Origin of the sequence: Cellulophaga sp. L1A9 (assembly GCF_009797025.1) — a bacterium.
In the GTDB taxonomy this organism is placed as follows: Bacteria; Bacteroidota; Bacteroidia; order Flavobacteriales; family Flavobacteriaceae; genus Cellulophaga.
In genome coordinates this window covers 1035028-1061067 of sequence record NZ_CP047027.1, presented here as the reverse complement: position 1 = coordinate 1061067, position 26040 = coordinate 1035028, and the positions used below count along the sequence as shown (strand labels likewise).

Genomic DNA, 26040 nt, shown 5'->3' with positions numbered 1-26040 from the left:
AAAATGAATACTAGTAATAAAAAAGATATGAAACTGGCAAATGCTTGTAGTTATCTAATAGCCGTAATAGCCATTATTATTTTGAGTTCTTGTTCGCAAGAAGATTCTTTTAAAGGCAGTGCTCTAGATACAAGTACGCCTAAGCTTTCGGTGTTAGATACCTATATACGAACAAATTATGTTTCTGCATATAATATTGATGTTCTCTACAAATGGAATGAAAATGTAGTAGATAATAATAGGTTTTTATTTCCGCCAGTTGAAACAAATGTGCAACCGGTCCTAGAAGTAGTAGAGAAAATATGGTTAGACTCTTATTCAGAAGTCGGAGGAACTGATTTTGTTAAGCTAGTGGCACCTAGGCAATTGTTGTTAGTAGGTGGGCGAAATTATAACCAATCTGGTACTATTCTTTTAGGTCTTGCGGAAGGCGGTAAACGTATTACATTATTTGAAACCGATTTGGTAGATGTATCTGATAAGGCAAATATTACGCGTTTTTTATCTACAATTCAACACGAATATTGTCATATTTTAAATCAAACAATTCCTTTTGATGAGGATGGGTACGGCGAGATTACACCGGCAGAATATACTGCGCAATGGTTTAATACGAGTATTGCAGATGCCAGAGAATTAGGGTTTATATCTGATTATGCTAGAAGTAATGTGATTGAAGATTTTGCGGAGATGGTAAATTTTATGTTGATTAATTCTAACGAAGAGTATAATGCATTAATTGATGCTATTGTTGATGTAGAAGCAAGAGAAAATATTAGAAAAAAAGAGGTTATAGTTGCAGATTACTTTGATAAACAATGGGATATTGATATTTATGAGTTACAAGAAGTAACTGCTAGGAATACGCAAGAAGTAATAAATAATTAGAGAGCGACATGAAAAATAATAAATATATAATTAATACTATTATAGTAGTACTGTTAAGCATGTTCTTGGTTAATTGTGCAGATGATGATAATGCAGAGGTGTTCGATGAAAGTCCCACTGAAAGAATAAATGCACAGAAGTTAGAATTAAGAACCGCACTGAAATCATCCGAGACAGGATGGAAGGCTGTTTATTTTACGAGTCCAGAGGAATTGGGAGGGTTTACATTCTTTTTTAATTTTCTGGATGATGAAACTGTAGAAATGACATCAGATTTTGATGACGACTTTACATTACTACAAAGTAAGTATGATATCGTTTTAGGAAGCACGATTAAGCTGTCATTCACGACGAAAAATGATATTCATAAATTGTCAGATTCCGCTAATCCTCCAGATGCAGATTTATTGGGTGAAGGTTATTTAGGAGATTTTGAATTTTTATATTACGGTATAGATGAAGTTACAGGAGATTTAATTTTTAGAACCAATAGAACTCAAGAAGAAGTTAGGTTTACAAAAGCCGCAACAAATGAAGTTCAGAATATTATTGATAGTAAGGCTATAGCTTTAGAATTAACGGACTCAGAAAAATCAGTATATCAAAATGTAATTGTAAACATTGATGGAGTCACTGAGGTTTTTGATTTTTCTTTAAATGTAAATAGAAGATTTGTTGATATTGCGAATGATGCAGATTCCTATTCATTTGGGATTGCTTATAATGAAACAGGCTTTACAGTGAGCCCACCACTTGAAATCAAGGGAGAAGAAGTTTCAGAATTTACGTATGATGCTGTTAATGATAAATTTATTGCAGATTTAGGCTCAGGAAATTCTGCAGAGATCGCATTCTTGGATGCTCCTTCTAATCCTACGGATGATAATTTAAGTGTAGTACAGCCGGATAATGTATACGGGTATATTGATGATTTCCTATTTGATGCAACTTCTACTTCCTTTACTTTCAGAGCGCTTAGAAATTCTGTGAATGAGGGTCTTGCTCCGTTTGATTTAAGTATTTCTAGAATACAATTTTATTTTGCGATTTCTGGGGATGAGACCTTTAATGTAATTCAATATCAATTATTAAGTGCTGTAGATGGTTCTATAATACGTCTTAATCACTTCGTGACTTTTGAGAATATTGACGGAAAATTAATACTTATAGATGATGGTTGGAGTGATCCTAGTTTAGCGCCTTTTGTTGAAGCAATAGATAACGTTTTAACAAATTCTGAAGGTTTGTATATAAAACAAGAAAATTTTACCGTAAGATTTCCGAATACAGTATTCACATTTACCAGTGCAGCAGATCCTAGTTTTAGAATGACAACCTATGCCTTTCAATAGGAAATAAGAGTTTTTTATTTATTTTGTTAGTTTTGTTGTATAAAAACACCCTTTAAGAAATACATCTTAAAGGGTGTTTTATAGTTTGTTATTATTGCAATTATACCCTTGGTAAATCGCCTTCACCTTTTAAAGGTAAAGCAGATTTTGTTCCCATTAAATAGGTGTCAATATGGTATGCTGCTTCTCTACCCTCAGAAATAGCCCAGACGATTAGGGATTGTCCTCTTCGTTGATCTCCTGCAACAAATACTCCAGGAATATTTGTCATATAATCTTTAGCAGTAGCTTTAATATTAGTTCTTGGGTCAGCTTGTAAGCCAAGTTGGTCGGCAATAGTCATTTCAGAGCCCGTAAATCCTAAGGCTAGTAAAACTAAATTACACTTCCATTCTTTTTCTGTGCCTTCAACTTCTTTTAAAATTGGTCGTTTTCCAGGCTGTTTAATCCATTCTACTTCAGAAGTAATCAACCCTTTTAAGTTACCATCTTTATCTCCCACAAATTTCTTTGTAGAAATGCTGAAATAACGTTCTGCACCTTCCTTATGAGAAGAGCTTGTGCGTAATCGCATAGGCCAAAATGGCCACGGCTGGTCTTCTGGTCTCTCAGGTGTTCCTTTAGACATAATTTCAAAGTTAGAAACAGAATTAGCCCCGTGTCTAATAGAAGTCCCAATACAATCTGAACCCGTATCACCACCACCAATAACCACAACATCTTTGCCTGTAGCTTTTATTTCTTCACCTAAGTCTGTAATTCCGTCTACACGTCTGTTATTTTGCCCTAAAAAGTCCATCGCTTGTACCACTCCTTTCAAATCAGAGCCTTCAATAGGAAGGTTTCTTCTAACAGTAGCGCCTCCGCATAGAACAAGTGCATCAAAATCATTTTTAAGAGCATCAGCCTTTATATCCACTCCAATATGTACCCCTGTTTTAAAAATGATTCCTTCATCTTCAAGAACTTTAATTCTTCTGTCAATAACATTTTTTTCCATTTTGAAATCTGGAATCCCATAACGCATTAATCCACCGACTTTTTCATCTCTTTCAAAAACGGTAACTAAATGACCTGCACGATTTAATTGCTGTGCTGCTGCGAGTCCAGAAGGACCAGAGCCAATTACCGCAACAGTTTTCCCTGTTCTTGTTTCAGGAGGAGTAGCTACAATCCATCCTTTTGAAAAAGCTGTTTCAACAATATTCTTTTCAATATTTTCTATCGTAACAGGATCTTCATTTATCCCTAACACACATGCTTCTTCGCAAGGTGCAGGACATAAACGACCTGTAAATTCTGGAAAATTATTTGTAGAGTGTAAAATTGTCGCTGCTTTTTCCCATTTGCCACGATATACTGCATCGTTAAAATCAGGAATTAAATTTCCTAATGGACAACCACTATGACAAAAAGGAACACCACAATCCATACATCTAGCTCCTTGATGATTCATTTCTTTTGCATCAAGAGGGATGGTAAATTCTTTATAATCTTTTATACGCTCCTCAACTGGTTCGTATTGTTCCACTTTTCTATCGAATTCTAAAAATCCTGTAATCTTACCCATAGTTTCGATTTATATAGTTTCTAATTTTTCGTTTTCTAAACGAATTAATGCTTGTTTGTATTCTTCAGGCAATATTTTGATAAACTTAGGAAGCATATCTTCCCATTTTTCTAATATTCGCTGTGCAAGTGGACTAAAAGTAGCGTTGTAATGATTTTCAATTAACGCTCTCAATTCCGCAATATCTTTATCTTCATCAACAGGCAATAAGTTTAAAGCCTCTTTGTTGCAATTTTTCTCGAAATTTTTCTTGTCATCAAAGATATACGCAACTCCACCACTCATACCTGCACCAAAATTACGACCTACTTCTCCTAATATTACAGAAACTCCTCCGGTCATATATTCACAACCATGATCTCCTATACCTTCTACAACAGCTTTAGCACCAGAGTTACGAACACAAAAACGTTCACCAGCTTTACCATTGATGTAAGCTTCTCCAGAAGTAGCTCCATAAAGAGTTACATTTCCTGTAATAACATTTTCCTCTGGTTTAAAGGTTGCTTTTCCAGGAACCTTAATAATTAATTTAGCTCCGGATAAACCTTTTCCTAAGTAATCATTAGTATTACCATTAACAATCATGGTAATTCCTTTTGTACTGAAAGCCCCAAAACTTTGACCGGCAGAACCTGTGAAGTTTAATTTCAAGGTATTTTCAGGTAAGCCTTCGGCACCATAAATTTTTGAAATTTCATTACTAATAATGGCTCCAACGGCTCTATCTGTATTTTTTATTGGATAATCGATGCTCATTTTTTCTTTTCTAAAAAGAGCAGGGTGTGCTTTAGCAATAATATCAAATTCAATAGAGTCTTCTATATGATGCTGTTGTTTTTGTGTGTTATAGAATTTGGTGCCGGCAGGAACATCAACTTTATATAAAATAGGAGTTAAATCTATCCCCGCAGCTTTATAATGATCTATGGCTTTGTTTCTGTCAAGTTTTTGTACTTGTCCTACCATTTCATTAATGGTTCTAAACCCTAATTGAGCCATAATCTCTCTTAATTCTTGAGCAACAAAATACATGTAGTTTACAACATGTTCGGGTTTACCTTTGAATTTTTTTCTTAATTCTGGGTTTTGTGTTGCGATACCTGCTGGGCAAGTATTCAAATGACATACACGCATCATAATACAACCTGAAGCAACTAAAGGAGCCGTTGCAAAACCAAATTCTTCGGCACCTAATAAACATGCTACAGCAACATCACGACCTGTTTTTAATTGGCCGTCACATTCTAGAACAATTCTATTTCTAAGATCGTTCATGACTAAGGTTTGTTGCGCTTCTGCTATTCCAAGTTCCCAAGGCAAACCACAATGTTTTAAAGAGGTTAAAGGAGATGCTCCTGTACCACCATCAAAACCAGAGATTAATATAACATCAGCTTTTGCTTTAGAAACACCCGCAGCAACCGTTCCTACACCAACTTCAGAAACTAATTTTACATTGATACGTGCTTCTCTATTAGCAGATTTTAAATCGAAAATTAATTGTGATAAATCTTCAATAGAATAGATATCATGGTGAGGTGGAGGTGAAATTAATCCAACATAAGGCGTAGAATTTCTAGTCTTGGCTATAGAAGGATTTACTTTAGCACCTGGCAATTGGCCTCCTTCACCAGGTTTGGCACCTTGTGCCATTTTTATTTGTATTTCTTTAGCATTTGCTAAGTAGTTAGAGGTTACTCCAAATCTACCTGATGCTACTTGTTTTATCGCACTGTTTTTCCAGTCTCCTGTAGAATTTTTGTAAAAACGTTCAGCATCTTCTCCGCCTTCTCCAGAGTTACTTTTTCCGCCAATTCTATTCATGGCAATTGCTAAGTTCTCATGGGCTTCTTTACTAATAGAGCCATAAGACATTGCACCTGTTTTAAAACGTTTTACAATTTCTGTCCAAGGTTCAACTTCATCTAAAGGAATAGGGTCGTAATTAGAAAATTCAAATAATCCTCTAATGGTCATTAGACTTTTAGATTGATCATTGACTAATTTAGCAAATTCCTTGTAAGATTCTGGTTCATTATTACGAACAGATTGTTGCAATTTAGCAATAGATAGCGGATTAAACATATGTTTCTCTCCGTCTCTTCTCCATCTATATTCCCCACCCATTTCTAGGTCTAAATTACCAGCAATATTCTTGGTGTTAAATGCTCTTTGGTGACGTTTAGCTATTTCTTTTTCAATTTCGTAAAGTCCAATTCCCTGAATTCTTGTTGCAGTATTCGGAAAATATTTCTCAACAATTTTTGTATTAATTCCGATACATTCAAATAATTGAGAGCCTCTATAGGAGTTCAATGTAGAGATTCCTATTTTGTTCATTACTTTCAAGATGCCTTTTCCAACAGCTTTATTGTAATTTTTAATAGCTTCTTCTTTCGTGAATTCCGTAATGTCGTGTTCTTCTATTTGTTCCGCAATAATTTCATTAACCAAGTAAGGGTTAATTGCACTGGCTCCAAAACCAAATAATAAAGCAAAGTGATGTACTTCTCTTGGTTCTGCAGATTCAATAATTACACTTAATTTAGAACGCTTTTTAAGTTTTTGTAAACCACTATTTACAAAAGAGCAGGCTAAAAGAGCAGGAATTGGGGCAAATTGCTCGCTAACATTTCTATCTGATAGTATAATAATATTTGTTCCTTCATCAATAGCTTTACTAGCTTGGTTAAGCATATCTTGAAGTGCATCTTCAAGACCGTTATTTCCTTTACTTACTTCGTATAGAATAGGAATTGAAGTTACTTTGTAATCAGGACTTGCATCGTAGTTTTTAATTTTATCTAAATCCTCTTTAGAGATAACGGGATTTTGAATTTTTAATTTACGACAATGAAGTTCGGTGAAGTCAAAAATGTTATGATCACTACCAAGCGTTAAACTTATGTCTGTAATTAACTCTTCCCGAATACCATCTAGGGGTGGGTTGGTCACTTGAGCAAACAATTGCTTAAAGTAGTTGTATATTAATTGTGGGCGTTCAGATAATATGGCAATAGGAGTATCACTACCCATAGAACCAAGAGGTTCTTTTGCCGTTTTTCCCATGGGAAGTATAATCGTATTGATATCTTCTATGGTATATCCAAAAGTTTCTTTTCTTTTCGTTAAGGAAGCTTCATTTAAAAATAAAGGACAATCATTATAAGGAATATCCTTAAGGTGGACTAAATTCTTGTCCAACCATTTTTTATAAGGATGTCTGTTGGCAATTTCTTCTTTTATCTCTTCGTCATTTACAATACGGCCTTCCTCCATATTAACTAAAAACATCTTACCTGGTTCTAAACGACCATGTAATTCAATGTTTTCTGGTTCAATATCTACAACACCAGTTTCAGAAGACATGATAACGTTACCATCTTTAGTTACTGTATATCGAGAAGGTCTAAGTCCGTTTCTATCTAAAACAGCTCCAATATAGTTTCCATCGGTAAACGGAATTGAAGCAGGACCATCCCATGGTTCAGATAAACAAGAATTGTATTCATAGAAGGCTCTTTTAGCTTCAGACATCTCAGGGTTTTTCTCCCAAGCTTCTGGAACTAAAATCATCATTACTTCCGGTAATGAGCGTCCTGTCATTAATAATAATTCAACAACCATATCCATAGTTGCAGAATCTGACTTTCCAGGAAGAATAATTGGGATAATGTTTTTTATTTCATCACCAAAGAAATCACTTTTCAGTAATTCTTCACGAGAACGCATGCGTGTAACGTTACCTCTTAGGGTATTTATCTCACCATTGTGACACATGTATCTAAAAGGTTGTGCTAAATCCCAGGTAGGGAATGTGTTTGTTGAAAAACGTTGGTGTACTAAGGCAAGCCTTGTTACTACTCGTGGATCCATCAAATCTTTGTAGTAAAGGCTGATGTCTTCAGGCATTAATAAGCCTTTAAATATGATGATTTTTGTTGATAAACTAGGTACATAGAAAAATTTGCTTTCTGATAACTTAGAGTCAATTATAGTGTGTTCTGTAGTTTTTCTGGCGATGTACAGTTTTAAATTAAAATCGAAAAAAGTTTGTTCTGGATTTTCTTTGGCTACAAATATTTGTTTTACAAACGGCTCTGTTTCCATAGCAATTCGTCCAGGAACAGATTTGTTTACAGGAACATCTCTCCAGCCTAAAAGTTTTAAGCCTTGTTTTTTTATATTTTCTTCAAAAACTGAAATACAAAAATCTCTTTGATTGTCTTTTTGGGGTAGAAAAATATTTCCGGTAGCATATTCTCCCGCAGCTGGTAGTTCAAAACTACAAACTTCTTGGAAAAAGTTATGTGGTATATCAATCAATATACCTGCACCATCACCTGTTTTTCCGTCAGAACTAACAGCACCACGGTGCTCTAGTTTTTCTAGGATTTCAAGTGCTTTATGGATAATATCATTAGACTTCTTTCCTTTAAGACTACATATAAATCCTGCACCACAGTTATCATGCTCAAATTCCGGTAGGTATAACCCTTGCTTTTTCAACGCCATAAATTATTGTATTTCTTCAAAAATATCAATTTTATTGAATTATTCACACCTCTTATTGTGTTATGTAACAAAAAAAACATCGTTTGGAATAAAACATTAAAATATGATCAATATCAACCTTAAGATAATGTTAATTTAAGATTATGATAATTTGACAAGTTGTGGAGTGGTGTACCCTTTGTTTTAAGGGGGTTAATACTTTAAAAGCATAAGTATTAGAAGGTGATTGCAATTTATTAAGGGGTAATAGCTGGTAATTATGGTTAAAAATAAAATCACCCCTATTTTTTTAGGGGTGATTTGTGTAAAAGTTGTTTTTTACTTACCAATAATGCTTCTAGAAATCACAATTTTTTGAATTTCTGATGTTCCTTCGTAGATTTGAGTGATTTTGGCATCTCTCATTAATCGCTCTACATGATAGTCTTTTACAAAGCCATTCCCTCCGTGAATTTGTACAGCTTCAACCGTGGTGTCCATGGCAACTTTTGATGCGTATAATTTAGCCATAGCACTAGAAAGATCATAGTTTCTGCCATTATCTTTATCTAATGCTGCTTTGTAGACTAATAAACGAGCAGCTTCTATTTCAGTGTGCATGTCGGCTAATTTGAAAGCAATAGCTTGGTGGTTGCATATTTCTGTACCGAATGATTTGCGTTCTTTTGAGTATTTAAGGGCAAGTTCATAAGCTCCTGCAGCAATACCTAATGCTTGTGCCGCAATACCGATCCTTCCGCCGCTTAAGGTTTTCATGGCAAATTTAAAGCCAAATCCATCTTCACCAATTCTATTTTCCTTAGGTACTTTTACGTCGTTAAACATTAAAGAGTGGGTGTCACTTCCTCTAATGCCTAATTTATTTTCTTTTGGACCAATTTCAAATCCTGGAGTGCCTTTTTCTACAATTAGTGCGTTGATACCTTTATGACCTTTTTCAACGTCTGTCTGTGCAATGACTAAATATACGCCAGCGGTACCACCGTTTGTAATCCAGTTTTTTGTTCCGTTTAATAGGTAATGATCTCCTTTGTCTATTGCGGTAGTTTTTTGTGAAGTTGCATCACTGCCCGCTTCAGGTTCAGAAAGGCAAAAAGCGCCAATCATTTCGCCAGAGGCTAATTTTGTTAAGTATTTTTGTTTTTGTTCTTCACTTGCAAACATCTCTAAACCCCAGCATACTAAGGAATTATTTACAGAAACTACAACAGAAGAAGAAGCATCGATTTTTGATAACTCTTCCATGGCAATAGCATATGATAAGGTGTCAAGTCCACTTCCTCCATATTTTGGATCAACCATCATTCCTAAAAACCCAAGCTCGCCTAGTTTTTTAATTTGTTCTTTTGGGAATTTTTGCTCTTCATCTCTTTCTATAACTCCAGGCAGTAATTCGTTTTGAGCAAAATCTCTAGCTGCTTGCTGAATCATTAATTGTTCTTCTGATAATGTAAAATCCATATAATTACGATATAATTAAAAAACTACTACAAATATAATTGATTATTGTTATATGATTAAGAAAAACCTTAGAAATCAAGGAATTTCATAACCAAGGGTTGAAGCCTTTGGGATACTCAAAAAATCGTGTTTTGTTTATGTTAAAAGCTTTTATTGCGTTTCATTATTTTTATATTTGCTACATCTATGGTATTGGTAGATTTTTTAATAAAAAAATTATGAGACAGCAGTAACCCCTTTTGGGGATATTAACTTAGTTTTTCGGAGAATGTTTTACAAGTAACTAATAAAAGTCACATTAATTTTTTTAAAAAGATCATACGCATGAAAGATTTGCTAGCTATATACGAGAATAAACAACCAGAAATTGTGTTCCATTGGAAAGATCCGGAAACAGAAGCAGAAGGTTGGACTGTTATTAATTCATTAAGAGGTGGTGCTGCCGGAGGTGGTACGCGAATGAGAGAAGGTCTTGATATTAATGAAGTTTTGTCTTTGGCAAAAACCATGGAAGTTAAATTTACGGTTTCTGGCCCTCCGATTGGTGGTGCTAAATCTGGGATAAATTTTAACCCTAATGACCCAAGAAAAAAAGGAGTCCTAGAACGATGGTATCATGCAGTAGCTCCATTATTAAAAAGCTATTACGGTACAGGAGGAGATTTAAATGTTGATGAAATACATGAGGTTATTCCTATAACTGAAGATGCAGGAGTATGGCATCCTCAGGAAGGAGTGTTTAATGGGCATTTTAAACCTACGGAAGCAGATAAGATTAATAGAATAGGGCAGTTAAGACTTGGGGTAATCAAAGTTTTAGAAGGTGATAATTATTCGCCTGACGTTTCTCGAAAATATACTGTTGCAGATATGATTACTGGTTTTGGTGTTGCTGAAGCGGTAAAACATTATTATGATATTTCTGGAGGTACTGTAAAAGATAAAAGAGCAATCGTGCAAGGTTTCGGTAATGTAGGAGCTGCTGCAGCATTTTACTTGGCAAAAATGGGCGCTAAAGTAGTGGGTATCATAGACAGGGTAGGTGGTGTTATAAATGAAGAAGGATTTACGTTTGAAGAAATTGTAACGCTGTATAAAAATAAAGACGGTAATACCCTTGTTTCTGATCATATGATTCCATTTGAAGAGATCAATGAGCGTATTTGGAATATAAAAGCTGAAATTTTTGCGCCATGTGCTGCATCAAGATTAGTTAAGAAAGATCAAATAAGTAAGATGATTGACACGGGATTGGAAGTAATTTCCTGCGGAGCCAACGTTCCTTTCGCAGATAAAGAAATTTTCTTTGGTCCGATTATGGAATTTACAGACGAAAGAGTAAGTTTGATACCTGATTTTATTTCTAACTGCGGAATGGCACGAGTTTTTGCTTTTTTTATGGAAGGAAGAGTGTCAATGGATGATGAATTAATATTTACTGATACCTCGACAACGATTAGAAACGCAATTTTAAATATATTTGATCAGAATTCAACAAAAACGAACATTAGTAAAACAGCTTTTGAAATCGCATTAAAACAATTAATTTAAACTAACTAATTTTATGGAAACCATTATTGTAATTGTATTTGTACTAGGTTATTTAGCCATTACTCTAGAGCATAACTTAAAAATAGACAAGCTAATTCCTGCGTTAGGGATGATGTCCATCTTGTGGGCTATTATAGCGTTAACAGGATTGCCTGTTTTTGAGGTAAATATGGATTTAAAAGAATTGGAGCAAGGGTCTATGGAAGGGATACTGCTGCACCATTTGGGTAAAACGGCAGAAATTTTAGTGTTCCTTTTGGGGGCAATGACCATTGTTGAAATTATAGATTATTTTGATGGTTTTGCCACGATAAAAAGTTTTATAAAAACAAAAAAGAAAAGTAAGCTTTTGTGGATCGTTTCTTCTTTGGCGTTTGTTTTATCTGCAATTATAGATAACCTTACAGCGACAATTGTATTGATTACAATTCTTCAAAAATTAATAAAAGAGCGCGATTTAAGACTGTGGTTTGCAGGTTTAATTATTATTGCAGCAAATGCTGGTGGTGCTTGGTCTCCGATTGGAGATGTTACTACAACCATGTTGTGGATAGCTAATAAGGTGACGGCTAGTGTGTTAGTAGAGCATGTTTTGATTCCATCAATCTTTTGTTTTGTAGTGCCTACATTTATAGCATCTCGTATGAGTGTGTTTAAAGGGAGTATTGAGGATGACGGTTCTGATAACGATATGCCAAAATCTAAATATGGCGGAATCATGTTTTATTTAGGTCTAGGAGCAATTATTTTTGTACCTATTTTTAAATCAGTAACGCATTTGCCTCCATATGTAGGGATGATGTTATCTTTAGCTTTCGTAGCAGCTTTTGCAGAAATCTATAGTAGTTCTAAATTTAATATTACAACAATAGATGGTGGAGAAGGAGAAGCTGCTGGTCATCATAGTCCTGTACATAGCTCATTATCTAAAATTGAATTACCAAGTATTTTATTCTTCTTAGGTATTTTATTAGCCGTTGCGGCATTAGAATCTTTAGGAATGTTATTTCACTTTGCAGAAGGTTTAAATGCGTCTGTACCAGGTTTAGGGACAGAATTACATTCAACGGCAGTATCAGATTTGGTTGTGTTAATCTTAGGAGTAGGATCTGCTGTGATTGATAACGTGCCTTTAGTTGCGGCAAGTATAGGGATGTTCCAAATAGGATTAGATGAGCCAGCTTGGCATTTCATTGCATACTCTGCAGGTACAGGAGGTAGTATGTTAATTATTGGTTCTGCGGCAGGTGTTGTTGCTATGGGAATGGAAAAAATAGATTTCTTCTGGTATTTCAAGAAAATATCTTGGTTGGCCATGATTGGATTTTTGTCTGGAGCGGTTGTTTTTGTCTTGATGAGAAATTTTATTTTAAACGTATAATTTTATCGCTATAATACCGTTATAACTGCAACTTAATAGAATATTTATATGTTATTGTTTCAAGACCTTATTGAAGAGGCTCAAATAGGAGAGGCTTTGCCTGAAGAAAAAACACTTTCGATAATCGATTTGATTGTTGGTGGTGGCGCAGGTAGTATCATTATTATCTCCGTGTTGTTTGTTATGCTTTTTGTTGCGTTATACATTTATTTCGAAAGAATATTTGCGATAAAGGCAGCATCAAAAATTGATAAAAATTTCATGAATCAAATCCGTGATCATGTTTCAAACGGAAAATTAGAAGCAGCTAAATTGCTTTGTGCTCAAACAGATTCTCCAGTTGCGAGATTAACTGAAAAGGGGATATCTCGAATCGGGAAGCCCTTAGAGGATATTAATAAAGCGATTGAAAATGCGGGTACATTAGAAGTGTATAAATTAGAAAAGAACGTTAGTATATTGGCGACTGTTGCTGGTGCTGCCCCAATGATTGGGTTTTTAGGTACGGTAATAGGTATGATATTAGCATTCCATGAAATGGCTTCAAGTGGAGGTCAGGCCGAAATGGGTTCATTGGCATCTGGTATTTACACGGCAATGACAACCACAGTTGCTGGTTTAATTGTAGGTATTATAGCTTATATTGGTTATAACCATTTGGTAAACAGAACAGATAAGGTTGTTCATAGTATGGAAGCAAATGCAGTTGATTTCTTAGACTTATTAAACGAACCTCTTTAATTTCTAGTTATGAAACTAAAAGGTAGAAATAAAGTTAGTCCAGACTTCAGTATGTCTTCAATGACAGATATTGTATTCTTGTTATTGGTGTTTTTTATGTTAACCTCTAACTCGCCAAATGCATTAGATCTATTATTGCCAAAAGCAAAAGGAAAATCTACAAGTACTCAGAATGTTTCTGTAAGTATTAATAAAGATTTAGAGTATTTCGTTAATAGCGAGAGAATTAACGGAGAGTATATTGAAATTGAACTAAAAAAAGCACTAGAAGGACAAGAGAACCCTACAATTATTCTAAGAGCAGAAGAAAGCGTCGCCATTAAAGAGGCGGTTTACGTTATGGATATTGCAAATAAGAATAAGTATAAGGTGATATTGGCGGTGCGACCAAAATAATGTCATTACTAGACACGAGACACAAGAAAAAATCTTTTACACTAACAACAGTACTTTTAAGTTTACTGTTGTTGGTGCTTTTTTATGTGGGACTAACTTATTTAGATCCTCCTGAAGAAAATGGAATTTCTGTAAATTTTGGAACGACAGATTTTGGTAGTGGAACTGTTCAGCCTAAAGAAAAGATTAAATCAGAACCTTTAGATAAGCCAATAGTGCCACCTTCTCAGCAAGAAAAAGTAGAGGAAGTAGTTCCGGAGGAAGCGTCATCTAGCGAGCAGCCTGCAGAAAAAGTGGTTACTCAAGATAGTGAGGAATCTTTGGTAATAAAACAGCAAAAAGAAGCTAAGCGAAAGGCTGATGCGGCAGAAAAAGCTGCAAAAACTCAAGCAGATCGTGTTGCGCGTGAAAAACAAGAGGCTAAAGAAAAAGCCCAACGTGAGCAAGATGCTAAAAAGAAAAAGCTTGATGAAATGATGGGAGGTCTGAATAAATCAGACGGATCGGCATCAGGTGGTGAAGGGAATGATACCAAGGCTGGTGACAAAGGAAATCCAAATGGAAACCCTTACGCTACAAGTTATTATGGATCTCCTGGTTCTGGAAGCGGCGGTGGTGGCTACGGATTAAACGGTAGATCATTAGCGGGCAGTAGTTCTGTAAAACAAGACTGTAATGAAGAAGGTAGGGTTGTCGTTAAAATTGTGGTGGATAGAAATGGTCGTGTGATTAGTGCTACTCCAGGAGTAAAAGGGACAACCAATACGAACCCTTGTTTAATGAAACCAGCAGAATTAACGGCAAAAGCACATACTTGGAAGCCAGATCCCAATGCGCCAAACCAACAAGTTGGTTTTGTGGTAGTGAATTTCAAATTGAGAGACTAAAGCATGACTTATCAAGAGGTGTTAGATTGGATGTTTGCGCAACTTCCAATGTATCAGCAAAAAGGGGTAAGTGCTCATTCAGGAAAATTAGAGGGAATTATAAATTTTTCTTCTCATTTAAATAATCCAGAAGATAAATTTAAAAGTATACATGTTGCTGGAACTAATGGTAAAGGTTCTAGTAGTCATATGCTTGCTTCAATATTACAGGAAGCGGGCTACAAGGTAGGATTGTATACTTCCCCTCATTTAAAAGATTTTAGGGAACGGATAAAAATTAATGGAACCTCTATTTCAGAAAAAGAGGTGGTTAATTTTATAGAAACTAATTTTGACTATTTAGAAGAGAACCGACTTTCATTTTTTGAAATGACGGTGGGTATGGCATTTGATTATTTTGTAAATCAGAATGTTGATATTGCTGTAATTGAAGTTGGGCTAGGAGGAAGGTTAGATTCTACAAATATTATTCATCCAGAAGTTTCTTTGATTACAAATATTGGTTTAGATCATGTAGATCTCCTTGGTGACACGCTCGCTAAAATTGCAGCGGAGAAAGCGGGGATTATAAAGAAAGATGTGCCTGTGGTAGTAAGTGAAACACAACTAGAAACCCAAGAAGTTTTTAAGGCCATTGCGAAATCTAAGGACGCTGAAATTACGTTTGCTGATCAAATCGTAGAGGATGTCTATCAGACTAGCTTATTAGGATCCTATCAAGAGAAAAACATGAAAGGTGTCCTTGAGGTTATCAATAAGCTTAAGGCGTTTAAGGTTTCAAGAGAAGCTATTAAAAAAGGCTTGTTAAATGTGGTTGTTAATACAGGTCTTTTAGGAAGGTGGCAAACACTATCAGAACATCCAAGAGTAGTTTGCGATACAGCACATAATACGGATGGTTTGAAAATAGTGATACAACAACTATTAAAACAAGAGTATGATCAGTTGCATGTAGTTTTAGGTTTTGTAAAAGATAAAGACTTGGCATTAATTTTACCACTTTTTCCAAAAGATGCTAGGTATTATTTTTGTGCTCCAAAAATAAATAGAGGTTTAGATGAAATTATTTTAAAAAATACTGCGGAAGCTCATAAATTGATCGGGGAATCTTATTCTTCTGTAAATAAGGCACTTGAAAGTGCTTTAACGGCGGCATCTAAGCGAGATTTTGTCTATGTGGGCGGTAGTACCTTTGTTGTGGCAGAAATTTTATAAAAAAAATCATTTTTTTCTTTTGAGAATTGAAAAACTATTATATATTTGCACTCGCTTAACGAAACAAGTTTAGCAAATCGGGCTCTTAGCTCAGTTGGTTTAGAGCACCTGCCTTACAAGCAGGGGGTCGTAGGTTCGAATCCTACAGGGCCCACAGTAATTAAAAACCCATCAAGAAATTGATGGGTTTTCTTTTTTTATATTCTTTCCTGTTCAGTGTTTAGTTGCATTTATATTTAATAACTTTAGTTCTGTTAATTGTATATCGAAAACCTCTTAATTAACTCTCTTCTGAGAGTGTGATCTCAGCAAATGAAAAAAGAAAATTTTACCTACTTAAAAAGAAACGAACTTGTTCAGAAGTTAAAGGAAGATACTTATGATTTAGTAGTTATTGGTGGAGGAATTACAGGAGCAGGTATTTTATTAGATGCGTCCTCTAGAGGTATGAAAGTTGCTTTGATAGAAAAAGGTGATTTTGCTTCAGGAACCAGTAGCAAGTCTTCTAAATTAATTCATGGAGGTCTTCGTTATTTAAAGCAATTTGAACTTATTCTTGTAAAAGAAGTAGGTACAGAACGCGCGATTGTTCATAAACTTGCTCCGCATTTAGTTATTCCTGAAAAAATGTTGTTACCGCTCATAGAAGATGGTTCTTATGGAGAGTGGATGACATCCTTCGGATTAAAGGTTTACGACATCCTAGCGGATGTAGAGGGTGAGGACAGGCGAAAAATGATGAATAAAGAAGAAACTTTAGCATTGGAGCCGTTATTGCCAGAAGGTATTTTGAAAGGTTCAGGGTATTATGCCGAGTATAGAACGGATGATGCTAGGTTGACTTTAGAGAATATTAAAACGGCATTAGATTATGGAGGAACAGCTATTAACTATATTAAGGTTAATGACTTTGTGTATGACGGCGATCAAATTTCAGGTGTTCAGGTATCTGATGAGCTCAGCGGAGAAACTTATCAAATTAATTCTAAATTCGTAATTAATGCCGCGGGCCCTTGGGTAGACGAATTAAGGGAGGTTAATCATTCTAAGCAAGGTAAGCAGTTGCACCTTACTAAAGGGGTACATTTGGTTTTTGAGAAAGAAAAATTACCCTTAAAACAGTCGGTGTATTTTGATATTCCTGATGGTCGCATGATGTTTGCTATTCCTAGAGGGAATGTTACTTATGCCGGTACAACAGATACTAATTATATACTATCTAAGGATAAGGTAGTCGCAACTACTGAAGATGCAGATTATTTATTAAACGCTATCAATAACATGTTTCCAAGCGTTCATTTAGAACGTAAGGATATTGTGTCTTCTTGGGCGGGTTTAAGGCCATTAATTCACGAAGAAGGAAAATCGCCTTCAGAATTATCTAGAAAAGATGAGATATTTAGTTCTGATTCTGGGTTATTGAGTATCGCAGGGGGTAAGTTAACTGGGTATCGAAAGATGGCAGAGAGAGTGGTAGATAAATTTCAAAAGAGACTTGAAAAGCAATCTAGTTTAGAATTTAGAGACTGTTACACGGATGAAATTCCTTTAAAAGGCGGTCCGTGGAAAAAATATAAGGAAGTAAAAAAATACATTAAGACAATTAGAGAAATCCTTAAAAAGGATAATTTTGAGAAAAACGAAGCTTGGTACTTGGTCACCACGTATGGGAAACAAACGGAAGCGATATTGAAAATTTATGCTTCAAATACAGGGACTGATCCTAAGGAGAATTTAATCATGGCCGAGTTAGATTTTTGTATGCACAATGAAATGGTGGTGACGCCATTAGACTTTTTTATACGAAGAACAGGAAGACTATATTTTAATATAGATAGTGTAAAAGAGTATAGGGAAAAAGTTTTTGCAGTTTTTAAGGAAACCTTTAATCTAAGTGAAGAAACAATGGCAACATATAATACGGAATTAGATGCTTTAATAAAATCACATTCAGTATTCTAATAGGCTTTTAAAAAAAAAGAAAATAAGATGAATACCTCCCTAAGGTGTTCATCTTATTTTTTATATTAAATCCAACATTCTTTCCAAAGCCATTCCTCTTGAGCCTTTAATTAAGATAGAGGCGTTTTCAAATGTATTTGTTTTTAAAAATGCAGCCAGTTCATCAAAAGATTTGAATGTTTTTAATTTTGAAGTCGTCTGATCAAAATTTTCTCCTATTAAAAAAGCTTCATCAAAATTAAGGGCAGAAGTTAATTCGGCAATATTTTGATGTTCTTCTGGGGCAGCACTCCCTAATTCGAACATATCTCCTAAAAAAACCATTTTTTTGGAAGCCTTTAATTTACTAAAATTCTCTAAGGCAGCTTTCATGCTACTTGGATTGGCATTGTAAGCGTCTAATATTATTTTATTGCTATTTTGTTCAAGTATTTGCGAACGATTATTAGCAGGGATGTAGCGCTCTATTCCCAGTTTTATTTGTTCAGAAGTAACCGTAAAGTATTTGCCTATTATTATGGCGGCACAACAATTTATAAAATTGTAAGTACCAATTAAATTGGAGTTTACTTCTTGGTCTTCAAAACGGATACAAACAAAAGGATCTACTTTTTTTAATTGGATAGTATAGTATTTTGAGTCTGTTTCGCTAAAACCAAATTTGTTGATATAAGGTATTAGTTTTGTAGATTGAATTTCATCATCTGCATTAAAGAAAATAGGCTTGTCATCTTTTTGAAGGTACTCGTAAAGCTCACTTTTTCCTTTGATAACCCCCTCAAACCCACCAAAACCTTCTAAGTGCGCTTTTCCAAAATTCGTGATATACCCAAAATCGGGTTCGGCTATGTTGCAAAGAAATTCAATTTCTTTTTGATGGTTAGCACCCATTTCAATAATCGCAATTTCTGTATCTTCTTTTATCGCGAGTAGCGTTAAAGGCACGCCTATATGATTGTTAAAATTCCCGACCGTGGCAATGGTTTTATACGTTGTACTTAAAACGGAATTTATAAGTTCCTTGGTGGTTGTTTTGCCATTACTCCCGGTAAGTGCGATGACCTTAGTTTTATAGAAATTTCTGTGAAAGTTAGCTAGCTCTTGTAGGCAGGTTAAAACATCTGGAACCAAAATAGTCGCATCATTGTCACCCTCCATAAACCTATCGTCATCTATTATGGCGTATTTGGCACCGCTTTCTAGTGCTTTCTTAGCGTAAGTATTACCGTCAAAATTCTCACCCTTTAATGCAAAGAAGATGCAATCTTTAGTGATTTTCCGAGTATCGGTACTTATCGTTGAGAACTTCAAAAAAAGTTCGTGTAGCTTTTCTATTTTCATAAAACTAATGTATAAAAAAAGTCCCGATGGTTTCATCGGGACTTTTACTATTTTTTATAAAAAATATTATTTCACTTTTTTACTTCTAACCGTTTTGTTCTTTGTTTTAGACTTAGAACCTACTCTAGACATAGCACATCTAAACCCGATGTAATCAGTAGCCATATATTGAGGTAAGAATCTTCGTTGTGCTGGATCTAACCAGTACGCTCTATCTCTCCAAGAACCACCTTTGTAAACTCTAACTTCATCATTTATCAATGTCGTTCTATAATTAGACTTGTCATAATTACGAGTTACATCTCCTAAAGAATCACGTTGTACTTTATGTTTAGGCGAGTTGTACATTTTCTTCTTTTCATCACCGTCTTCATCATCACTGAATCTGTCGTAGAATCTTGAAGATCCTGGTTCACCATCTCTATATCCTCTGTTATCACTAGAAGAGAAGTTTGTTCTTAAGTATGTTTCGTTTTCATCTACTGGAACCATTTTTAATTCACCAGGTAAATTAACAGCAACTACTTTTCCGTTTGGTAGCGTATCGTAAACAATAGAATCTCTAATTACATTTACTTTTCCATCTTCACCAATTGCCGTTTTCATATAGATATTTCCACGGTAGTAGTTAAAATCACTTACTTCATCATCAACGATAGGTCTGTAAACATCAGCAACCCATTCTGCAACGTTACCTGCCATTTCATATAATCCAAGATCATTTGGTTTGTATGATTTAACTTGAGCTGTAATATCAGCACCATCATCAGACCATCCAGCGATTCCACCGTAATCACCTTTACCTTGTTTAAAGTTGGCTAATTGATCACCACGACCAAGACGTTGTCCGTTTCTCGTGTAATCACCTTCCCAAGGATATTTTTTTCTACCTCTTTGGTTGTTGTATTCTCTTGATCCTACTTGAGCAGCAGCAGCATATTCCCACTCTGTTTCCGTAGGTAATCTGTATTCAGGTAAAATAATACCTGTACTTCTTGATGCGAAGTTAGATACAGAATCTTTTTTCATTTTTCCTTGTAAAGAATCTATTTGCCCATTATAAACAGACTCAGGTCTGTTTAAATAAGCCTCAGTACTAAAAGTACCTTCAATATCACCATTCACAACTTTATATTTTGCTTCTTCAGAAAGGTACCCTTCTCTTTCTAGCATAATTTCATTTACTCTATCTGTTCTCCATTCAGCAAATTGTACTGCTTGGACCCAATTTACACCTACTACAGGATATTCTGCATATGCTGGGTGACGTAAGTAGTTATTTGTCATGGTTTCATTAAAACCTAAACGGTTTCTCCATACTAAAGTATCCGGTAAAGCACCTGTGTAGATATTTACATATCTTGGATCTTCAGGAGGGTAAACACTCTTTAAATAATCTAAATACTCTAAGTACATAGAGTTGGTAACTTCCGTTTCATCCATGTAGAAAGACATTACGTGTTGTGATGTAGGAGTGTTATTCCAATCATGCATCACATCGTCTTGTACTTTACCTTTTGTAAAGGTACCGCCTTCAACAAAAACCAAACCAGGAGCAGTCTCTTGCTCTTTGTAATCTGTGTTGTGTTGAAAACCACCTTCCTTTGCATTTATTTTCCAACCTGTAGCTCTTGAAGTGTTTTTTGAAGAAGAAGAATTTTTACAACTACTAAAACCACCTGCAATAACGGCGCAAGAGAGTACAACTTTGATGAATTGTTTTTTCATAATTAGGACTTGAGTTCAATAAAATAACTACTTTATGTAGTTAGGTAAATCATTATATTTTGGTTTGCAATTACTGCTTTCGGCTTAAAGAACGGTGTTTTCTAAAGAATATTTTATTCAAATCTAAAATATTTATAGTTTTTTAATTTTGTAAGCCAAATAGTATTTACAGATTAATAACGCAGTAATAATCGTATTAGTATTTTCTTTTTTTCTTTTTTATGAAATAGGGATTTTTATTCGACATGATCTCTAAATTCTCTCACTATACTATATAGGACAGAAAAATTATTTTTGCTTTTTTTTCCTTTTGAATAAGTTTTTTTGAAATCTAACGTTACTGTTATGTTATCGATATAACTTTTTATTTAGAACACATAATAAGAACCTGTATACCAAGTAAATTTTAAGTATAGAAAACGAGAGATGAAAAAATTATTAGTAGTTGCCTTAATTATAGGTTTGTCTAAAGTATCCGCTCAAAACGAGCGTGTTATTACAACCGGAGTTCCTTTTTTAACAATTTCTGCAGATGCTCGTGCTTCTGGTATGGGAGATATTGGTATAGCAACATCAGTTGATGCTTATTCACAGCAATGGAACCCAGCGAAATTTGCTTTTGCAGAACAGAAAATGGGAATAGGAATAAGTTATACACCATATTTAGAGAGTATTATAACAGACATCGCATTACTAAATGCTAGTTTTTATAATAAAATTGACGACGGTAGCGCTTTTGCTGCGAGTATTCGCTATTTTACCTTAGGAGAAATTGAACTTAGACAATTTGCAAATGATCCGGGAACAACAACAAAACCAAATGAATTTGCTATTGATGGTTCCTATTCATTAAAGCTTAGCGAGACTTTTGCTATGGCTGTGGGAGCGCGTTTTATTAGCTCCAATTTAAAATTTCCTGATCAAGCAGGTTCAGCAGATACCCAGGCGGCTAGTGCTTTTGCAGTAGATATTGCTGGTTTTTACCGTTCAAGAGAAATCGCTTATGATAATTTTGATGGGCGCTGGAGATTAGGTTTTAACCTTTCAAACTTAGGAAATAAGATTTCTTATGACGAAGGCGGGCAAGAAAATTTCTTACCAACAAATTTAAAATTTGGAACTGGTTTTGATTTTATTTTCGATGCAGATAATAAGTTAGCCTTATCCACAGAATTTAATAAATTATTAGTACCAACCCCTCAAGATTTTGATGAGGATGGGGATATTGATAGTGTCGATAATACGGAATACCAAGAAATAGGGTTTTTAAGTGGTGTCTTTAAATCATTTAATGATGCTCCTGATGGTTTTTCGGAAGAACTGAAAGAATTTACATGGGCACTTGGTGCAGAGTATAGCTATCAGGATGCGTTTATGTTACGTACAGGGTACTTTAATGAAAGCGAAGAAAAAGGATCAAGAAAGTTTTTCTCACTAGGAGCAGGATTTAAATTTAAAGCGGCTCAAGTAGATTTATCGTATTTGTTTTCATCATCTAAAATACAAAACCCTTTAGAGAATACATTGCGTTTTTCTTTAACCTTTAATTTAGGAGAAGAGTTTATCAACGATTAAGTATACCATAGTCATAAAATAAAAATCCAAATTCGAAATTTAAGTTTCGAATTTGGATTTTTTTATTTTAGAATCAAATAATATCGAAAATTACTACCTTTCAAAAAAAAATAGCCTTGAAGAAACAAATAACAATAGAGTACGAAGTATACCCGTCAATAGATCAATTGGAAAAAGAAGATGTGCAGCTCATGAAGCAGGCAGTAGGAGCAAGAGCTAATGCTTATGCGCCTTATTCTAATTTTTATGTTGGCGCTGCTGTTTTGTTGGAAAACGGAGAAGTCGTAATTGGCAACAATCAGGAAAATGCCTCATACCCTTCAGGGTTATGTGCAGAGCGTGTGGCTATTTTTCAGGCTGGAGCAAAATTCCCTGGAGTCATTATCAAATCTGTAGCGATAACGGCAACTTCAAAAAATTACGCTGTAGAAGAACCAGCTGCACCCTGTGGAAACTGTAGGCAAGCGATGATTGAGTATGAGCAAAAACAAAAACAACCTATTAGTATTTTGTTAATGGGTGAAAAAGGAGAGGTTATAAAAATAAATTCGCTATCCGATATATTGCCCTTAGCTTTCAGTAGTTTCTTTTTAGAATAGAAGAATCTTACTAAGCTTTATTTTTTTTTACGAAATTCTCACTTTTAAAGAAGTATTCGTTTTATTTTTAGCAGACCATGCGCTTTTTCTATAAATTTTTTCCCCTATTGATTTATATGTGTATTTTTGCTTTTCAATTTTTACTTCTAAAGTGGATAGAAGTGAATAAGTTCTATAAATTCATATTTAAATGGAAAAAATCACAAAAGAGGTCTACCTTAAATGGTATGAAGACATGTTGTTCTGGAGAAAATTCGAGGATAAATTAGCAGCTGTTTATATTCAACAGAAAGTTAGAGGGTTTTTACACCTTTATAACGGACAAGAAGCTGTTTTGGCAGGAGCTCTTCATGCTATGGATCTTTCAAAAGATAAGATGATTACTGCATATAGAAATCACGTGCAGCCAATTGGTATGGGTGTTGATCCACGAAGGGTAATGGCTGAATTATTCGGTAAAGTTACTGGTACTTCGCAAGGTATGGGAGGTTCAATGCATATTTTCTCAAAAGAACACCGTTTTTATGGTGGGCATGGTATCGTTGGAGGTCAAATTCCATTAGGTGCTGGTTTGGCTTTTGCTGATAAATATAAAAAGAACAATGCTGTAACCTTATGTTATATGGGAGACGGTGCTGTAAGACAAGGTTCATTGCATGAGACTTTTAATTTAGCAATGCTTTGGCAATTGCCAGTAGTTTTTGTTTGTGAGAATAATGGGTACGCAATGGGAACATCGGTGGCTAGAACTTCTTATTCAACAGACATCTGGAAATTAGGTCTAGGTTATGAAATGCCATGCGGACCTGTAGATGGTATGGATCCTGTTACTGTTGCTAAAGAAATGAGTAAAGCCATTGAAAGAGCACGTTCTGGAGGAGGACCAACTTTCTTAGAAATGAAAACGTACAGATATAGAGGTCACTCTATGTCCGATGCTCAGCATTATAGAACAAAAGCTGAGGTTGAAGAGTATAAAAAAATAGATCCTATCACACAAGTTCTAGAGGTGATTAAGGATAAGAAATATGCAACTGACGACGAGATTAATGCTATAGGCAAAAAAATTAAAGGGTTAGTAGCAGAATGTGAGAAATTTGCTGAAGAGTCAGATTTCCCACCAATAAGCCAAATGTATGATATGGTTTACGAACAAGAAGATTATCCATTTTTACAACATAAATTATAGTTAGATGGCAATAGTAATAAATATGCCGAGACTTAGCGATACCATGGAAGAAGGTACTGTAGCTAAGTGGTTAAAAAAAGTAGGTGATAAAGTTGAAGAAGGTGATATTTTAGCAGAAATAGAAACTGACAAAGCAACTATGGAATTTGAATCTTTTAATGAAGGAACATTACTTCATATTGGAATTCAAGAAGGAGATAGTGCTCCAGTAGATACTTTACTAGCTATTATTGGTGATGAAGGAGAAGATGTTTCAGGTTTATTGAAAGGTGCTTCGGCTCCAGAAGTAAAAGCTGAAGAGAAAGAAGAAGCAACTGCAGAACTAGAAACTAGTGATGCTGCGGCAGAAGCTGTTGAAATTCCTGAAGGGGTTGAAGTCATAAACATGCCACGTTTAAGTGATACCATGGAAGAAGGTACTGTAGCTTCTTGGTTGAAAAAAGTGGGTGATAAGGTTGAAGAAGGAGATATTCTTGCAGAGATAGAAACAGACAAGGCTACAATGGAGTTTGAGTCTTTCTATTCTGGAACATTATTGTATATAGGAACTCAAGAAGGAGAATCTTCTCCTGTTGATGTTATTTTAGCAATAATAGGCCCAGAGGGTACTGATATAAATCCTATTTTGAATTCACAGCCTTCAGCAGCTAAAAGTAAAGCAGCAACAGCAACTCCAAAAGAAGTTGCTAAAACTGAAACGAAGGCGGCACCTAGTGCTCCTGCAGAAACTCAAGAAATTGTTGCTAAAGACGGACAAAGAATTTTTGTATCGCCACTTGCTAAGAAAATTGCTTCGGAAAAGGGTGTAAACTTAAATGAGGTTACGGGCTCTGGAGACAACGGAAGAATTGTAAAGAAAGATGTAGAGAATTTTGTTCCTGCTCAAAAAGCGGCAGCAACTCCAGCTTCATCAGGGGCGAAAGCTTCTAGTGCAAGTGCAGCATTCACGTTACCAGTAGGTGAAGAAAGTGTTGAAGATGTGAAGAACAACCAAATGCGTAAAGTTATCGCTAAACGTTTGGGAGAATCTAAGTTTACTGCACCACATTACTACCTTAATATAGAGGTAGATATGGACAATGCAAAAGCTTCAAGAGTTTACATCAATAGCCTACCAGAAACTAAAGTGTCATTTAACGATTTAGTTGTTAAGGCATGTGCTATGGCGCTTAGAAAGCATCCACAAGTAAATACTTCTTGGAATGGAGATACTACACGCTATAATAAACATATACATGTTGGTGTTGCAGTTGCTGTCGAAGATGGTTTAGTAGTTCCTGTATTGAAATTCACAGATCAAATGGGATTATCTCAAATTGGTGCTTCTGTAAAAGATTTAGCCGGAAAAGCTAGAAATAAGAAATTGACACCTGCCGAAATGGAAGGTAGTACTTTTACAGTTTCTAACTTAGGAATGTTTGGTGTTGAAAGTTTTACGTCAATAATCAACCAGCCTAATTCAGCGATCTTATCTGTAGGCGCAATTGTTGAAAAACCAGTTGTTAAAGACGGACAGATTGTTGTGGGTAATACTATGAAATTAACACTTGCTTGTGATCATAGAACGGTAGATGGCGCAACAGGAGCTCAGTTTTTACAAACGTTACGTTCATTTATTGAGAATCCAGTGACCATGTTAGCTTAATAAAAATAAAAGTATAATATAATTTAAAAGCATCCTAAGTA

At 35.0% G+C, this 26040-nt stretch carries 18 protein-coding genes and 1 tRNA gene; 14 read left to right on the top strand and 5 right to left on the bottom strand.

The features are described 5' to 3' along the window. Positions 1-3: 3 nt before the first annotated feature. Both GQR94_RS04555 and GQR94_RS04550 read left to right on the top strand, forming a co-directional pair. Positions 4-888, top strand: coding sequence for a substrate import-associated zinc metallohydrolase lipoprotein (locus tag GQR94_RS04555; protein ID WP_158974368.1), 885 nt, complete (start codon positions 4-6; stop codon positions 886-888). 8 nt (positions 889-896) lie between these two features. Next, positions 897-2240 carry a DUF4302 domain-containing protein gene (locus GQR94_RS04550; RefSeq protein WP_158974367.1) on the top strand — a complete coding sequence of 448 codons (1344 nt, stop codon included), beginning with the start codon at positions 897-899 and terminating at the stop codon, positions 2238-2240. 100 nt (positions 2241-2340) lie between these two features. Here the strand turns inward: GQR94_RS04550 and GQR94_RS04545 are convergent, their stop codons facing one another. From GQR94_RS04545 to GQR94_RS04535, 3 genes are all read right to left on the bottom strand, one after another. Continuing rightward, entirely contained in the window at positions 2341-3810 is a 1470-nt protein-coding gene (locus GQR94_RS04545) for a glutamate synthase subunit beta (RefSeq protein ID WP_158974366.1), read from the bottom strand. Positions 3811-3819: 9 nt separating this feature from the next. Next, on the bottom strand, positions 3820-8328 hold the full coding sequence (gene gltB / locus GQR94_RS04540; RefSeq protein WP_158974365.1) for a glutamate synthase large subunit: 4509 nt from the start codon (positions 8326-8328) through the stop codon (positions 3820-3822). A gap of 318 nt (positions 8329-8646) precedes the next feature. Further along, positions 8647-9789, bottom strand: coding sequence for an acyl-CoA dehydrogenase family protein (locus GQR94_RS04535; protein ID WP_158974364.1), 1143 nt, complete (start codon positions 9787-9789; stop codon positions 8647-8649). A gap of 324 nt (positions 9790-10113) precedes the next feature. On the opposite strand from GQR94_RS04535, the gene GQR94_RS04530 reads away from it, so the two are divergent. The 8 genes from GQR94_RS04530 to GQR94_RS04495 all read left to right on the top strand — a co-directional run bounded on the left by GQR94_RS04530 (position 10114) and on the right by GQR94_RS04495 (position 17922). After that, a complete protein-coding gene (locus GQR94_RS04530) occupies positions 10114-11340 on the top strand; it encodes a Glu/Leu/Phe/Val dehydrogenase dimerization domain-containing protein (RefSeq protein ID WP_158974363.1) in 1227 nt (408 codons plus the stop codon). Positions 11341-11353: 13 nt separating this feature from the next. Further along, positions 11354-12721 (top strand): sodium:proton antiporter NhaD, encoded by a 1368-nt coding sequence (nhaD, locus tag GQR94_RS04525; protein WP_158974362.1) that lies wholly within the window; start codon positions 11354-11356, stop codon positions 12719-12721. Positions 12722-12769: 48 nt separating this feature from the next. Then, on the top strand, positions 12770-13462 hold the full coding sequence (locus GQR94_RS04520) for a MotA/TolQ/ExbB proton channel family protein (RefSeq protein WP_158974361.1): 693 nt from the start codon (positions 12770-12772) through the stop codon (positions 13460-13462). 9 nt (positions 13463-13471) lie between these two features. Next, on the top strand, positions 13472-13858 hold the full coding sequence (locus GQR94_RS04515; RefSeq protein WP_158974360.1) for a biopolymer transporter ExbD: 387 nt from the start codon (positions 13472-13474) through the stop codon (positions 13856-13858). Next, entirely contained in the window at positions 13858-14745 is an 888-nt protein-coding gene (locus tag GQR94_RS04510) for an energy transducer TonB (protein WP_158974359.1), read from the top strand. The genes GQR94_RS04515 and GQR94_RS04510 overlap by 1 nt, the downstream gene beginning before the upstream one ends. A 3-nt stretch (positions 14746-14748) precedes the next feature. Beyond that, positions 14749-15960 (top strand): folylpolyglutamate synthase/dihydrofolate synthase family protein, encoded by a 1212-nt coding sequence (locus GQR94_RS04505; protein WP_158974358.1) that lies wholly within the window; start codon positions 14749-14751, stop codon positions 15958-15960. A gap of 79 nt (positions 15961-16039) precedes the next feature. After that, a tRNA-Val gene (locus tag GQR94_RS04500) sits at positions 16040-16114 on the top strand. 158 nt (positions 16115-16272) lie between these two features. Further along, positions 16273-17922, top strand: coding sequence for a glycerol-3-phosphate dehydrogenase/oxidase (locus GQR94_RS04495; RefSeq protein WP_158974357.1), 1650 nt, complete (start codon positions 16273-16275; stop codon positions 17920-17922). Positions 17923-17982: 60 nt separating this feature from the next. Here GQR94_RS04495 and murF read toward each other — a convergent pair whose 3' ends face one another. Together murF and gldJ are read right to left on the bottom strand one after the other, a co-directional pair. Further along, the gene (murF, locus tag GQR94_RS04490; RefSeq protein ID WP_199271534.1) at positions 17983-19263 is read right to left on the bottom strand and encodes a UDP-N-acetylmuramoyl-tripeptide--D-alanyl-D-alanine ligase; all 1281 of its coding nucleotides are present in this window, start codon (positions 19261-19263) and stop codon (positions 17983-17985) included. A gap of 66 nt (positions 19264-19329) precedes the next feature. Then, positions 19330-20991: a gliding motility lipoprotein GldJ gene (gldJ, locus tag GQR94_RS04485; RefSeq protein WP_158974355.1), complete on the bottom strand. Its 1662-nt coding sequence runs from the start codon at positions 20989-20991 to the stop codon at positions 19330-19332. 426 nt (positions 20992-21417) lie between these two features. On the opposite strand from gldJ, the gene porV reads away from it, so the two are divergent. From porV to GQR94_RS04465, 4 genes are all read left to right on the top strand, one after another. After that, positions 21418-22566 (top strand): type IX secretion system outer membrane channel protein PorV, encoded by a 1149-nt coding sequence (gene porV / locus GQR94_RS04480; protein WP_158974354.1) that lies wholly within the window; start codon positions 21418-21420, stop codon positions 22564-22566. A gap of 116 nt (positions 22567-22682) precedes the next feature. Further along, positions 22683-23165: a cytidine deaminase gene (gene cdd / locus GQR94_RS04475; protein ID WP_158974353.1), complete on the top strand. Its 483-nt coding sequence runs from the start codon at positions 22683-22685 to the stop codon at positions 23163-23165. 190 nt (positions 23166-23355) lie between these two features. Continuing rightward, positions 23356-24354 carry a pyruvate dehydrogenase (acetyl-transferring) E1 component subunit alpha gene (gene pdhA / locus GQR94_RS04470; protein WP_158974352.1) on the top strand — a complete coding sequence of 333 codons (999 nt, stop codon included), beginning with the start codon at positions 23356-23358 and terminating at the stop codon, positions 24352-24354. 4 nt (positions 24355-24358) lie between these two features. Next, positions 24359-25999, top strand: coding sequence for a pyruvate dehydrogenase complex dihydrolipoamide acetyltransferase (locus tag GQR94_RS04465; protein WP_158974351.1), 1641 nt, complete (start codon positions 24359-24361; stop codon positions 25997-25999). Positions 26000-26040 lie beyond the last annotated feature (41 nt).

Excerpts from the sequence above, each read along its gene's own strand:
- GQR94_RS04495 (WP_158974357.1), top strand. The coding sequence starts at position 16,273 with ATGAAAAAAGAAAATTTTACCTACTTAAAAAGAAACGAACTTGTTCAG.
- porV (WP_158974354.1), top strand. The coding sequence starts at position 21,418 with ATGAAAAAATTATTAGTAGTTGCCTTAATTATAGGTTTGTCTAAAGTA.
- GQR94_RS04535 (WP_158974364.1), bottom strand. The coding sequence starts at position 9,789 with ATGGATTTTACATTATCAGAAGAACAATTAATGATTCAGCAAGCAGCT.
- GQR94_RS04530 (WP_158974363.1), top strand. The coding sequence starts at position 10,114 with ATGAAAGATTTGCTAGCTATATACGAGAATAAACAACCAGAAATTGTG.
- GQR94_RS04520 (WP_158974361.1), top strand. The coding sequence starts at position 12,770 with ATGTTATTGTTTCAAGACCTTATTGAAGAGGCTCAAATAGGAGAGGCT.
- GQR94_RS04545 (WP_158974366.1), bottom strand. The coding sequence starts at position 3,810 with ATGGGTAAGATTACAGGATTTTTAGAATTCGATAGAAAAGTGGAACAA.
- GQR94_RS04505 (WP_158974358.1), top strand. The coding sequence starts at position 14,749 with ATGACTTATCAAGAGGTGTTAGATTGGATGTTTGCGCAACTTCCAATG.
- GQR94_RS04465 (WP_158974351.1), top strand. The coding sequence starts at position 24,359 with ATGGCAATAGTAATAAATATGCCGAGACTTAGCGATACCATGGAAGAA.
- GQR94_RS04515 (WP_158974360.1), top strand. The coding sequence starts at position 13,472 with ATGAAACTAAAAGGTAGAAATAAAGTTAGTCCAGACTTCAGTATGTCT.
- pdhA (WP_158974352.1), top strand. The coding sequence starts at position 23,356 with ATGGAAAAAATCACAAAAGAGGTCTACCTTAAATGGTATGAAGACATG.
- gldJ (WP_158974355.1), bottom strand. The coding sequence starts at position 20,991 with ATGAAAAAACAATTCATCAAAGTTGTACTCTCTTGCGCCGTTATTGCA.
- GQR94_RS04510 (WP_158974359.1), top strand. The coding sequence starts at position 13,858 with ATGTCATTACTAGACACGAGACACAAGAAAAAATCTTTTACACTAACA.
- GQR94_RS04555 (WP_158974368.1), top strand. The coding sequence starts at position 4 with ATGAATACTAGTAATAAAAAAGATATGAAACTGGCAAATGCTTGTAGT.
- murF (WP_199271534.1), bottom strand. The coding sequence starts at position 19,263 with ATGAAAATAGAAAAGCTACACGAACTTTTTTTGAAGTTCTCAACGATA.
- GQR94_RS04550 (WP_158974367.1), top strand. The coding sequence starts at position 897 with ATGAAAAATAATAAATATATAATTAATACTATTATAGTAGTACTGTTA.
- nhaD (WP_158974362.1), top strand. The coding sequence starts at position 11,354 with ATGGAAACCATTATTGTAATTGTATTTGTACTAGGTTATTTAGCCATT.
- gltB (WP_158974365.1), bottom strand. The coding sequence starts at position 8,328 with ATGGCGTTGAAAAAGCAAGGGTTATACCTACCGGAATTTGAGCATGAT.